The organism is Paenibacillus sp. GCM10023252 (assembly GCF_042653305.1).
Taxonomy (GTDB): domain Bacteria; phylum Bacillota; class Bacilli; order Paenibacillales; family Paenibacillaceae; genus Pristimantibacillus.
This window is the reverse complement of sequence record NZ_JBHSHW010000029.1, coordinates 62,592-73,849: the sequence shown is the minus strand read 5'-3', so window position 1 is coordinate 73,849 and position 11,258 is coordinate 62,592. Positions and strand designations below refer to the sequence as shown.

The following is an 11,258-nucleotide window of genomic DNA, read 5'->3' as shown; positions in this document are numbered from 1 at the left end:
ATGATTGATTGCGAAGGACTCGTTAAGATCTACAAGACCGATGACCTCGAGGTGGTTGCCCTCCAGGGACTTAATCTCAAGGTGAATCCAGGAGAGCTGATGGCCATCATCGGCAACAGCGGCAGCGGCAAGTCCACCCTGCTTAATATATTAGGCGGGCTCGACCGGCCATCAGCAGGCTCGGTAACAGTAGGACCATGGGACCTGTTGAAAATCACCGAAGACCAGCTCGTGGAGTATAAGCGATCCACCGTAGGCTTCATCTGGCAGAACAACGCTCGCAATCTGCTTCCCTACTTATCGGCACTTGAGAACGTTGAGATGCCGATGATGCTCTCCGGCAAGGTCGACCGAGCATACGCGAAGCAGCTGCTCGAATGGGTGGGGCTTGGGGAGCGGATGCATAACAAGCTGCATCAGCTCTCCGGCGGCGAGCAGCAGCGGGTGGCAATCGCCATCTCGTTATCGAATCGTCCGCAGCTGCTGCTGGCGGATGAGCCGACCGGTTCGGTCGATTCCCGAACCTCGGACCTGATTATGGGGATTTTTCGTAAGCTGAATCAAGAGATTGGCATTACGGTCGTCATCGTGACGCATGACCTGACGCTCGCCAGCAAGGTGGACCGGGTCGTTGCGATTAGGGACGGACTGACGAGTACGGAGTTCATTAAGCGCAATCCGAACATTACTCTAGGTGGAGGTGAGGAGGAGCATTCGCCGAGAGGACTGCAATCGGTTCATGAGGCTTATGTTGTCGTCGATCGGGTAGGCCGTCTGCAAGTGCCGAAGGACTATCTGACCGCTCTTAATATTAAGGATAAGGCAACGATGGAGTTCGATGGTGAGCGGATAATTATAACGCCGCCAAGATCATTGGGGGGATAATGGGATGAGACCAGCATGGCGCAAGGGATTAATGATTCTATTAGCAACATCGATGTTCGCAGCTCTGCTGTCAGCGTGCAGCAGCGGCTCGAATGAGACAGCAGAGAAGAGTGTTCTGCGAGTAGGGGTGCTGTACGGGGGTTCTGACAATGAGCCATGGATTCGCCAGCAGTACACCGATATGTATGAGATGATGAATCCGAACGTGGAGTTCGAGTTCGTCTCAGCGATTAACTATGATGACCAGCGCTACGAGCAGCAAGACCCGAAGAATCCTAAGAAGCAGCCGGACCCCTTCGAGAAAATGAAAGAAATGCTCACCGGAGACAATCCGGTCGATATGATCCTCAACGTGGATTACAACATGCTTAAGCGGCTGACTCAGGATAACCTGCTGCTCCAGCTGGACCCGCTCATTACGAAGGATAAATTCGATATCAGCGATTATGTTCCTACCGTTATTGATGGGATTAAGGCAGCCGGCGACAACAACATCTATGCGCTGACGCCTACCTTCAATTCCTCGGCCTTGTACTATAACAAGAAGATCTTCCAAGATGCAGGGCAGCCTGTTCCTACCGACAAGATGACATGGGATGAAGTGCTGAATCTGGCTAAGCTCGTCACGAAGCCGGGCGGCGAGAAGCCGACCTACGGATTCTCCTTCAACCGCTGGGTTCAAGATCCTTACTCAGACTCCCAGATCTATGCGGCTCCGAAGCAATTGAAGATGTGGGATGACAAGGGTGAGAAGATGCTGGTCAATACACCTGAATGGGAGAAGGTATGGTCAACAGTCGCTCAGCTCTACAAGGATAAGGTTGTTCCTTCCCAAGAGGATATGAACAAGATCTATGAGAAGCAAAGCGCTGCTGGGAGCGATATGCCGTACAACCCGCTGCAGGGTGATCTATTCCTGAACGGTCAGGTAGCGATGACGATTGCTGAATACAGCTACATGAATGAGCTGAAGCGTGCAGCGGATAATGCCTCCAAGATTAAGGACTTCACGCCCGTTGATTGGGATGTTGTCACCGTTCCAGTTGATTCTGCTAATCCAGAGGTTGGCGGGAACATCTACCTGAGCCAGCTGATGGCTATTAACGCGAAGGCACAGAATTCGGATGATGCTTGGAAGTTCATCAAGTTCACGAACAGCAAGGAATGGGCGAAGCTCAAGGCGAGAAGTGTATACGAGATGGTAGCCCGCAAGGAGTTCCTGAAGCCTGCGGAAGGTCTGACGTTCAACATGGACGCCTTCACGACGCTTAAGCCGCTGCCGCCGCAGAGCACGGACCAAGAGAAGTTGTTCCGTGAGAAGCCGGGCATCTACGAAGCGCAGCAGCCGGCGTATGAGCTGTTCCAGGAAGTGCTGAAGGACACGAAGACAGCGAAGGAAGCACTTGCTGAATGGGAGACGAAGGGCAATGTAGCGCTCGAGAAGCTGAAGACGAATCCGAACGGAAGTATGGGTGAAGGCGGAGAAGGAGTTCCAAGACCGCTCGGCTAATTGCAAGTGACGGCTTAGAATTAGCAGAGCCCGTTAACGGCGAACGATTGAACGATGCCGTTAACGGGCTCATTCATGCTTGCTAGAACTGACTAATTATGGGCATTCTAATCTCATCGTATGTGAAGGAGGATGAGAGGGTCGTGCTCAGATGGGTGTATTGGGTCAGGTTATACGAGACGAAGTTCCAGGCGGGGTGCCTCGTTCGAAGGATGGAGAATGATTGGTGGGTATACGGTTATGACTGCCCGACAGAGGTGGAAGTGTTCCGCTCCAAGAAGGGGCGCTACGGGGTTCGATTCATGCCATGAGGGTGTAGGCGGACTCTGTGCAGCGTATGTACGTTGAAAATATTCAAATAAACCTTGACTTAACTAGCATCCTGTTGTATATTATCTCTTGTCGCCATTTCTTAATGGAACGGATTCAGATGGTATTATCGCGGGGTGGAGCAGCCCGGTAGCTCGTCGGGCTCATAACCCGAAGGCCGCAGGTTCAAATCCTGCCCCCGCAACCAACCCTTCTCGATCTCAGCGTTCGACTAACGCGATCGAGGGCCCTTAGCTCAGTTGGTTAGAGCGGTCGGCTCATAACCGATTGGTCGGGGGTTCGAGTCCCTCAGGGCCCACCATTTGAACCTTGTTCTATATCGTGCCGGGGTGGCGGAACTGGCAGACGCACAGGACTTAAAATCCTGCGATGGGTGACCATCGTACGGGTTCGACCCCCGTCCTCGGCACCACCACTACATATCGAAGGCTTGTCCTTTGAGCGTTGCTCCTCACTCAACCTGACCCATTAGGTATGAGGGAGGAGTTTTTTACATTCTAGTCATCCAAATGTAATATAACCACTTCCATGGTTCTACAAATTCTGTACAAGCTCTCTCGTATAATAGAGATACACTTAGAGATTCTAAGTGATCCATGGGAGGGATTGTCGATGAGCGAACTCGAGAATGAAGTGGTTGCTGCGGAAGAACTAGAGACAGTAGAAGCACTGGAAGAGGCTGAGGTAGAGGCAGCAGGCATTCAGGAGGAAGCGACAGAGGAAGAAGCAGAAGCTGATGAACTTGAGGCTGCTGCTGACGCTGACGAATCCTATGAAGCAGCTGTAGAAGCTATTGCGTTCTCCGATGAAGAAGAGATTGAAGCGAACGACTAATTGTTCAATCCTATTTTCTTAATCCTAGACGGAGCCTGTTCCTCGAGAGCAGGCTTTTTATTTTTATTTTTTTTGGCAGAAGCGCGGGAGGGTGTCGAATGATGTTGGAAGGATTAACGAATGATTGGAGAGATAGATTGGAGTCCGTGCAAGCGGAGGACTTCTATGTAAGACTGCAAGAGGAAGTAGAACGGAGGTATAGAGAAGGTGAAGGTGCTGTATATCCTCGAAGACAGGATCTATTCGCCGCCTTGCAGCTAACCTCATACAGCGATACCAAGGTCGTCATCCTGGGGCAGGATCCCTATCATGGTGAGGGGCAGGCCGAAGGGCTTAGCTTCAGTGTCCAGCCAGGTGTCAGTATTCCTCCATCTCTTCGCAATATTCACAAGGAATTGGAGGCAGACGTTGGCTGTCCTATCCCGAATCACGGCAGCCTTCACGCATGGGCGAAGCAAGGAGTGCTGCTGCTGAATACGGTGCTAACGGTCCAGGAAGGGCAGGCTGGCTCTCATCAAGGGCTTGGATGGGAGATGTTCACGGACCGCATCATCTCGGAGCTGAACAAGCGTGAGCAGCCTATCGTATTCCTGCTATGGGGGAAGCATGCGCAGCAGAAGGCGGCTTCCATTCATGCGGAGAGACATCTTATTCTAGCCTCGCCGCATCCCAGCCCCTTCGCCGCGAGGCGCGGCTTCTTCGGAAGCAAGCCATTCTCCAGAGCGAATGAAGCGCTAAGAAGCTGGAACCAAGAGGAGATTGATTGGTGCATTCCTAACCTTCCGGGCAACTACGTATGAATAGGAGAAGCTCTCTTATGCGGCAAGGGGCCGGTTAAGAGAGCTTCTGTGTAGGTGTGGGCTGATTGTTAGGGATGAGTAGTGGCAAGCTCCTCGCTTGCAACGGGTGCATCGCCTCCCGCTTCCTGTGCCGGGGCGAGTACGGGAGTGTATTCGGACCCAGCATAGGTGACGGCAGCAACCTTCGTAATGACTTGCGGATACATCTTGTCCGGATGAGGTTGAACGACCTCGGTGTGAATGATGGCCTGCTTGCCCTTGAAGCTAATGGAAGAGACGCGAATGCCATAGCCAGGGTGAGGGACGTCTGCAGAGATCGTCACCTCATTCAACTGCTTGTTCACAGCCTTCACCTTCAATTGAAGGTTGCTGATTGGTGTGGTTACAGGCTTGCCCGGCTCTTGATTCATCCGCTGAGTGAATTGCTTGCCCTTGCTTGACCAGCTCTTTGCGAGTCCCTTGGTTATTGGATTCTTAGGGTGGAATCGATCTGCTGCATCTAGCTTGGCAATCTTGCTGATGAGCAGCTTCTGAACGCTGTCCATATAGGCTGGAGTCACATCTGCTTCATCCTTCATCGTTAGGAACAGCTCAATGAAGGCATAATCTCCTTGCTTGATGATGGACTTGAATAGATGATGGGCGAATTGCTCGCGTGTAATCGTCTGGTCCGGCTTCACATCCTTAGGGATGTCTAATCCGTTGTGATAGGCAATAATGAAGGCATCCGCATAAGTTGCGTCATCCTTCAGATTAGAGAAGTAATCGGTCACCTTCGGTGCCTTAATGAATCGAATGTTGTCAATATTCAGCTTGAAGTCTTCCACTAGCATAGGAATGGCCTGCTCATAGGTCAGCTTGCTATTCGGCTTCTGAGCGCCTAAGGCGAAGGCCGACTGGCTTAGCGTCATGAGGAGTAAGGCGGTTAAGGTTAGGAATAACAGGGAACGTTTCATTATTAATACCTCCAGTATTTGGTGAGCTGCAGCTATTCTAATAGACGCAGTGTATCTGATATATGTTGCATGAACAGTTAGGAGCGAATCATCATATGAGAACACTTCAAGGCCATACTAACATCAACTCCCAGACATTGGGCCGGGGGAGAAGGCTATGGTTCGCCATCCTATTAGGCTCTCTATCGGCCTTCGGACCTCTGTCTCTAGATATGTACTTGCCGTCGCTGCCGATTCTGTCCGAGGATCTTAAGGCCAGTACTTCTCTGACACAGCTTAGTCTAACCGCTTGTCTGCTTGGACTTGCACTCGGCCAATTGCTCGCCGGACCGATTAGCGATGTTAGAGGTAGGCGGATGCCGCTGCTAGCAGGACTTGCTTTATATTCGGCGTCATCTCTACTCTGCATGGCTGCGCCTAACATCGGAATATTCGTCGTTCTGCGATTTCTGCAGGGTGTGGCTGGAGCTGCTGGAATTGTCATATCGAGAGCGATTGTGAGAGATCTGTACGAAGGCAAGGAGCTGACCAAGTTCTACACCCTGCTCATGCTGATTAATGGATCGGCTCCTATATTGGCTCCGATCTTAGGGGCTAGTCTGCTGCAAGTGACTTCTTGGCGAGGGGTATTCCTCGTGTTGGCAGGAATAGGTGCGCTCATGCTGCTGGGCGTTATCGTTGGCCTTCACGAGACACTGCCAGCAGTCCGTCGATCCAAGGGAGGCTTGCGGAACATGCTGTCCACCTTCCGTATTTTACTGAGAGATCGTTTGTTTGTCGGATATGCCTTGTCTCAAGGGCTTGTGATGGGGGCAATGTTTGCCTACATCTCTGGGTCTCCATTTGTCCTCCAAGGTCTGTACGGCGTATCGCCTCAGTTATTTAGCTTTATTTTCGGAATGAATGGACTTGGTATTATTTTCGCTGGACAACTGACAGGGAGGTTAGTGAATCGCTTCAGTGAAGGGACTCTATTCTTAACGGGGATAGGTATAGCTGCGCTTGGCGGGTTCGGTCTGCTCGCTGTGCTCCTTGCCGGGGGAGGGCTGGCTCTGATTCTGCTATGCTTATTCCTTGTTGTAGCTAGTGTAGGGATTGTGACTACCACCGGCTTCTCACTGGCAATGCAGAATTATGGTCAAGCGGCTGGGAGCGCCTCTGCCTTGCTTGGAGTACTAACCTATCTGTTCGGAGGCGTCGTTGCGCCGTTAGTCGGACTTGGAGGCGAGGGGACCGCTCTGCCCATGGGCTTAGTAATAGCAGGTGCTGAGCTTGGAGCGGTACTATGCTACATGGCGCTTGTCGGTCAGAGAGGCGAGCAGAAGCAATGATAAGCAAGGGGACAGATAACGAATGACATCAAGACTTGAGAGTGTAGACAAGGGCGGAGTATCCGCTCGTTATCAATTCGTCGTATTATTTTTGGTTGTCATGGTGGCAGGCTTGTCACAAGGGCTGCTGCTGCCGCTCTTGTCGATATTACTGGATCAGTCTGGCGTATCTGCTGACAGGAATGGAATGAACTCAGCTGCTCTGTATATCGGTGTGTTCTGCACCATGTTCTTCATCGAGAAGCCGGTCCAGCGATTCGGCTATCGGAAGGTCATCCTGGCGGGTATTGTACTTGTGACGGCGGCGATGCTGCTGTTCCCGGTCGGGAAGTCGCTGACGGTGTGGTTCATCCTGAGGCTTCTCGTTGGCGTGGGGGATAGTGCTCTGCATTATTCCACTCAGCTGTGGATCGTGAGTACGAGTCCGGCAGATCGTAGAGGCACGTATATCTCGCTCTACGGGATGTCCTACGGGACAGGATTCAGTCTGGGGCCGCTCGGACTTAATCTGCTGCCGCTTGGTGAAGCTGTGCCCTTCCTAGTAAGCAGCGGCCTATTCCTGCTCGTGCTGCTGCTGGTCATACGACTTCCGAATCAGAAGCCTGAACGAGTCAAGGAAGGTACTGCTCAGCAGAACCGATATATTCGAACGTATAAGCTCGCATGGTTCGTCCTCATTCCAGGGTTCCTCTATGGCTTCCTGGAAGCTTCCATGAACAGCACCTTCCCGCTGTACGGGCTGCGGATTGGGCTAAGTCAAGCCTGGCTGTCCGTTCTGCTGCTTGCCTTCGGCGTCGGCAGTCTCATTCTGCAGCTGCCGCTAGGCATGTGGAGCGATCGCATCGGAAGGAAGCCGGTGTTGATTGGATGTGGCGTGATTGGTTCTATTGTGTTCTTCCTCATTCCGGCGGCTGGCGATCATAGGCTGCTGCTCATGCTGCTATTCGTTGTAGGAGGCGGGATGGTAGGGTCCTTCTATTCCTTGGGGCTTGCGTATGCGGCTGATGTTCTGCCAAGGCCGATCCTGCCCGCCGCCAATGTCATTGCATCGATACACTTCAGCCTAGGGAGCATCATCGGACCAGGTCTTGCTGGGCTCGGCATGCGCTATGTATCCTTGTCCAGCCTGTTCGTATTCCTCGGAGCGGCATTCGGACTGTTCGCGCTGCTCGGCTTCGCATATAAGCCTAGGGGGATGGAGGAAGAGGGGGCAGGCGGGCTTAAGGCAGAGTGAGTGCTTAACGAGGTTCATAAAAAAAACCAGACCCTGGCTACGGCGTGCGGGTCATCCGGGTGCAGAAATGCACCTGAATGACGGGCTGGCCCCGGCCAGCAGGGGCTATAGCATCGGAATGTGATGCTGCAGCGTACGGAGTGGGTCATCCAGGTGCAAAAATGCACCTGGATGACGGGCTGGCTCCGGCCAGCAGGCCATCCAAGTGCAAAAATGCACCTGAATGACGGGCTGGCTCCGGCCAGCAGGCCATCCAGGTGCAGAAATGCACCTGAATGAACGGCTGGCAACGGCGAGCAGGCCATCCAGGTGCAAAAATGTACCTGAATGACGGGCTGGCCCCGGCCAGCAGGCCATCCAGGTGCAGAAATGCACCTGAATGACGGGCTGGCCCCTGTCAGCGGGGTAGAGTAAGCAAGCAAGCGTGGCGTGGTGCGTACGTTCATGGATGCAGGAGGAGCTGCATTGTCCAGCTATAGGCAATCAGTTAAATACAACAAAAAAACCCTTGAATATCAAGGGTTTAATAATTAGCAATTATGGTTGGACGGATGGGGATCGAACCCATGACCCCTACCCTGTCAAGGTAGTGCTCTCCCGCTGAGCTACCGTCCAGCAACAGAAATTATAATAACACAGAAGCAGAGGCAATGACAAGTTATTTTTTAATATTTTTTTCTTTTCCTATCCTGCTACTTAGTCTTCGTGAGTAACCCTCTGCGATGCATCAAGGCTAGCAGGCGATAGAAGTCCTTGGAGCCTCCATCCGGCGTATCAATGAGCTTCGCTTGAACCGCAGCCTCTACGGCTGCCTTCGCCCACACAGGCACAGGCATGCTGCGTTCACTCTCCAGCTTCGTCACCCGCTTAACCAGTGCTTCGAATTGCAGCCGCTCCTCATTCGTCATAGGCTGATCCTCCTCTCGTTGCTCCTCAGTCGTCATACGCTTAATTAATGGAATGAAGTTATTCTGAGCGGCAACAACTGTATTGCCTCCAAAAAAACCAGTACCAGGACATGACTTGGCAGATGTCCCAGCAAGCTTGCTACCTGTCTTCAAGTCATACACGGCACTTCCCTGAGCGCTCCACCAATGATGATAGACGACGTGTTCGGTGTCGATCGGCAGATTGAACTTCTCACATAGCATCCGATTAAGGGCGATAACGGCTTGCTTCTGCGCGGCGGTCATCTGATCAGCTCCAATGTCAAAGTTGCCAAGATGCTCGATACAGATGCCGTATGCATTCGCCCCCTTGATGCCAGCAGGAATATCATCCATCGTCCGATCGAGAGAGACTCCGATAGATCCATCTGGGAACGTGGTGAAGTGCTGCGCCGTAGCGGAGAAGCCGCGAGTATGAACGTGAAAAGATCGCATCCCTTCGAGTCTTGCAAAGTGATTTGACCCATCAAAGTGACTATAGTTCGGTACTGCTGTATGGTGGTTTTGAATGAGCAAAATCTTGCGCGTGACCACCTGAGCATACAGCCATGCCTTCATTTCTTGCCAACTAGTAAACAACATGAAATTATTCTGAATTTGCATGCTGGATTCCTCCTCTCCTAATCTTAACCATCTATACCATTGGTATGCTTATCCAGCTGAATCTGACCTAGCTATAAGCACCAAGCCCGCTCGAGAATTTGTTCTATTCTGCCTTGTGAAGCATATGGTGGTAGAAAGCTCTGCAGGAGGCGGTTGCGCTTGTTGGTTCAATATGTTCACTTAGCTGTATGGTTACTAGCGTTGTTCTCCATATGTGGGATTGTGCTCGCATGTGTGGCAAGATTCGTTCTCTACGATTCCATGGCGTATGATCAGCTCTTCGTCTGGAGGAGGAAGCTGCCTCCTGAGGTGACGAAGCGAGAATAATATACTCGATACCCGCACATCCTAATGTCGCAAGCCCAATAACGAGACATGAACAGGAGGAATCAGCATGGACGTTAATGGCATTGGACAGGCGGATAACAGGGAGCATATCGTAGCGGTGCAGAAGAATGGGGACGGAGACCTAACCGCGTTCCAGACATCATCTGGAGCGGTGCTGGATTACGCGAGTGCGCTGCAAGCCGTTCAATCCGGACAACTGGCTGGAGTGAACGTATTCAAGGGCAAGGATGGAGAGCAGTATATCCGCGGTGATGCTGACGGGGATCCGACGAACAACTTGGATCAGCTGCCGTTGTTCTAGAAGCTTCTGATAGAATAAGCCCTCTCGTACACTCGAGAGGGCTTTTTGCTTACTTTTTTATGACCAAGTATAACGCTTGCCCTGCTCCACGAATCTCATGAGACCCGTGCGACCATCATAATCCTCACGATTGTCCCCGTAATGCATCAACCACGTGCGCTCCTGAATGGAAGGAGGGAGGGTGAGCAGCTCATCCAAGCTCGCATGGACTACACCCGGAGAGTAGAGCTGGCAATCATGATAGATCACTTCCACGCCATCATTCACGAGCTGCTCCAGCAGATAAGGGTTGAACTTCATATCCGCAGAGTAGAAGAAGCTTCCGTTGATGACGAATGAATAACTGTTCTTCCCCTCTATATGTTCCGTCCGCAGAGGACGAACTCTAATACCCGGCAGCAGCTCAGCTTCCACACCTTCTGTTAGAGGCCGGACCTCGAAGAAGTCATCCATCGACTGCAGCCCCTCTTGCGTCAAGCCTCCCTTGAGCGTCTGTTCCCATAATGGCTCAATGAGCGACTCCGCTATATACAGAACGGGCTTGCGCCCATAGATGAAGCGCATCTGGAACGCATATTCCTCTAATCCTCCTACGTGGTCCGCATGGATATGGCTGATGAGGACCGCATCGAGATCACCGAAGGTGAGACCCCCTTGATGAAGCGCTCGGGGCAGCGTAATCCCGCAGTCGAGCAGCAGCTTGCGGCCGCCTGATGCAATAAGGGCGTTGTTGTTGTCGTATTTTTTGGCGAAGGCGCTTCCTGTTCCCAGCATCTGAATGTCCACCTGCTTCATTCACTCCCTATCCTTGTTGTGGCCTTCCTGTACGTTATACATTACCCACACTGTACTAAAAATCGCCAAACGTGACAATCCGCAGATACGCATTCGCCCTTGCCTACATATGATGAAGCAGAAGTAAATTGCAGGCGAGAGCAGGGGGAGAGCCCATGAGCAAAGGCAAAGGCAAGGCCGTCAAGAAGAAGACCGCATCAACCGATAAGAAGCAGTTCCATTATAAGCTGGTTATGTCAGGGACATGCGCGGTATGCAAAACACCATGTGCGAGAGGAATGGATTATCTGGAACGAATGAGCGAGCCGGGGGCGGTAGGGAAGGGTGTGCCGTGCATCCTCACAAGAACGTGGGGATAAGGAGTAGTATTTCCCAGGCAAACGC

The 11,258-nt window shown here is 52.0% G+C and carries 13 protein-coding genes and 4 tRNA genes; 13 read left to right on the top strand and 4 right to left on the bottom strand.

All coding sequences use genetic code 11. From position 1 onward, the window contains the following. The 8 genes from ACFO9Q_RS16655 (at position 1) to ACFO9Q_RS16620 (ending at position 4,359) form a co-directional block, all read left to right on the top strand. Positions 1-885 carry an ABC transporter ATP-binding protein gene (locus tag ACFO9Q_RS16655; protein ID WP_379184076.1) on the top strand — a complete coding sequence of 295 codons (885 nt, stop codon included), beginning with the start codon at positions 1-3 and terminating at the stop codon, positions 883-885. A gap of 4 nt (positions 886-889) precedes the next feature. Further along, on the top strand, positions 890-2,395 hold the full coding sequence (locus ACFO9Q_RS16650) for an ABC transporter substrate-binding protein (protein WP_379184074.1): 1,506 nt from the start codon (positions 890-892) through the stop codon (positions 2,393-2,395). A gap of 143 nt (positions 2,396-2,538) precedes the next feature. Beyond that, complete coding sequence (locus ACFO9Q_RS16645; RefSeq protein ID WP_379184072.1) at positions 2,539-2,706, top strand: hypothetical protein; 168 nt, start codon at positions 2,539-2,541, stop codon at positions 2,704-2,706. Between the two features lie 129 nt (positions 2,707-2,835). Next, positions 2,836-2,912: transfer RNA gene (locus tag ACFO9Q_RS16640), tRNA-Met, on the top strand. A gap of 37 nt (positions 2,913-2,949) precedes the next feature. Beyond that, positions 2,950-3,026: transfer RNA gene (locus ACFO9Q_RS16635), tRNA-Ile, on the top strand. A 22-nt stretch (positions 3,027-3,048) separates the two neighbouring features. Beyond that, positions 3,049-3,137: transfer RNA gene (locus ACFO9Q_RS16630), tRNA-Leu, on the top strand. 200 nt (positions 3,138-3,337) lie between these two features. Beyond that, complete coding sequence (locus ACFO9Q_RS16625) at positions 3,338-3,559, top strand: hypothetical protein (RefSeq protein WP_379184070.1); 222 nt, start codon at positions 3,338-3,340, stop codon at positions 3,557-3,559. A 101-nt stretch (positions 3,560-3,660) separates the two neighbouring features. Next, positions 3,661-4,359 carry a uracil-DNA glycosylase gene (locus ACFO9Q_RS16620; protein WP_379184584.1) on the top strand — a complete coding sequence of 233 codons (699 nt, stop codon included), beginning with the start codon at positions 3,661-3,663 and terminating at the stop codon, positions 4,357-4,359. 68 nt (positions 4,360-4,427) lie between these two features. On the opposite strand, the gene ACFO9Q_RS16615 is transcribed toward ACFO9Q_RS16620, so the two are convergent. Beyond that, positions 4,428-5,315, bottom strand: coding sequence for an S-layer homology domain-containing protein (locus ACFO9Q_RS16615; protein WP_379184068.1), 888 nt, complete (start codon positions 5,313-5,315; stop codon positions 4,428-4,430). Positions 5,316-5,410: 95 nt separating this feature from the next. Here ACFO9Q_RS16615 and ACFO9Q_RS16610 point away from each other — a divergent pair, with 95 nt between their 5' ends. Continuing rightward, positions 5,411-6,646 (top strand): multidrug effflux MFS transporter, encoded by a 1,236-nt coding sequence (locus ACFO9Q_RS16610; protein ID WP_379184066.1) that lies wholly within the window; start codon positions 5,411-5,413, stop codon positions 6,644-6,646. Positions 6,647-6,668: 22 nt separating this feature from the next. Beyond that, a complete protein-coding gene (locus ACFO9Q_RS16605; protein WP_379184064.1) occupies positions 6,669-7,880 on the top strand; it encodes an MFS transporter in 1,212 nt (403 codons plus the stop codon). 540 nt (positions 7,881-8,420) lie between these two features. Here the strand turns inward: ACFO9Q_RS16605 and ACFO9Q_RS16600 are convergent. Both ACFO9Q_RS16600 and ACFO9Q_RS16595 read right to left on the bottom strand, forming a co-directional pair. After that, a tRNA-Val gene (locus tag ACFO9Q_RS16600) sits at positions 8,421-8,495 on the bottom strand. Between the two features lie 77 nt (positions 8,496-8,572). Beyond that, the gene (locus tag ACFO9Q_RS16595) at positions 8,573-9,430 is read right to left on the bottom strand and encodes an N-acetylmuramoyl-L-alanine amidase (protein ID WP_379184062.1); all 858 of its coding nucleotides are present in this window, start codon (positions 9,428-9,430) and stop codon (positions 8,573-8,575) included. A 159-nt stretch (positions 9,431-9,589) separates the two neighbouring features. Here ACFO9Q_RS16595 and ACFO9Q_RS16590 point away from each other — a divergent pair, with 159 nt between their 5' ends. Continuing rightward, on the top strand, positions 9,590-9,757 hold the full coding sequence (locus ACFO9Q_RS16590; RefSeq protein WP_379184060.1) for a hypothetical protein: 168 nt from the start codon (positions 9,590-9,592) through the stop codon (positions 9,755-9,757). A 67-nt stretch (positions 9,758-9,824) separates the two neighbouring features. Continuing rightward, complete coding sequence (locus tag ACFO9Q_RS16585; RefSeq protein ID WP_379184058.1) at positions 9,825-10,079, top strand: DUF3892 domain-containing protein; 255 nt, start codon at positions 9,825-9,827, stop codon at positions 10,077-10,079. Positions 10,080-10,136: 57 nt separating this feature from the next. On the opposite strand, the gene ACFO9Q_RS16580 is transcribed toward ACFO9Q_RS16585, so the two are convergent. Next, complete coding sequence (locus ACFO9Q_RS16580; RefSeq protein WP_379184056.1) at positions 10,137-10,874, bottom strand: MBL fold metallo-hydrolase; 738 nt, start codon at positions 10,872-10,874, stop codon at positions 10,137-10,139. 155 nt (positions 10,875-11,029) lie between these two features. Between ACFO9Q_RS16580 and ACFO9Q_RS16575 the strand changes: the two genes are divergently transcribed. Continuing rightward, the gene (locus tag ACFO9Q_RS16575; RefSeq protein WP_379184054.1) at positions 11,030-11,233 is read left to right on the top strand and encodes a hypothetical protein; all 204 of its coding nucleotides are present in this window, start codon (positions 11,030-11,032) and stop codon (positions 11,231-11,233) included. The last annotated feature ends 25 nt before the right edge of the window (positions 11,234-11,258 follow it).

Bases quoted from the DNA above. Each gene is read 5' to 3' on its own strand.
- ACFO9Q_RS16655 (WP_379184076.1), top strand. From the start codon at position 1: ATGATTGATTGCGAAGGACTCGTTAAGATCTACAAGACCGATGACCTC.
- ACFO9Q_RS16650 (WP_379184074.1), top strand. From the start codon at position 890: ATGAGACCAGCATGGCGCAAGGGATTAATGATTCTATTAGCAACATCG.
- ACFO9Q_RS16625 (WP_379184070.1), top strand. From the start codon at position 3,338: ATGAGCGAACTCGAGAATGAAGTGGTTGCTGCGGAAGAACTAGAGACA.
- ACFO9Q_RS16620 (WP_379184584.1), top strand. From the start codon at position 3,661: ATGTTGGAAGGATTAACGAATGATTGGAGAGATAGATTGGAGTCCGTG.
- ACFO9Q_RS16615 (WP_379184068.1), bottom strand. From the start codon at position 5,315: ATGAAACGTTCCCTGTTATTCCTAACCTTAACCGCCTTACTCCTCATG.
- ACFO9Q_RS16610 (WP_379184066.1), top strand. From the start codon at position 5,411: ATGAGAACACTTCAAGGCCATACTAACATCAACTCCCAGACATTGGGC.
- ACFO9Q_RS16605 (WP_379184064.1), top strand. From the start codon at position 6,669: ATGACATCAAGACTTGAGAGTGTAGACAAGGGCGGAGTATCCGCTCGT.
- ACFO9Q_RS16595 (WP_379184062.1), bottom strand. From the start codon at position 9,430: ATGCAAATTCAGAATAATTTCATGTTGTTTACTAGTTGGCAAGAAATG.
- ACFO9Q_RS16585 (WP_379184058.1), top strand. From the start codon at position 9,825: ATGGACGTTAATGGCATTGGACAGGCGGATAACAGGGAGCATATCGTA.
- ACFO9Q_RS16580 (WP_379184056.1), bottom strand. From the start codon at position 10,874: ATGAAGCAGGTGGACATTCAGATGCTGGGAACAGGAAGCGCCTTCGCC.
- ACFO9Q_RS16575 (WP_379184054.1), top strand. From the start codon at position 11,030: ATGAGCAAAGGCAAAGGCAAGGCCGTCAAGAAGAAGACCGCATCAACC.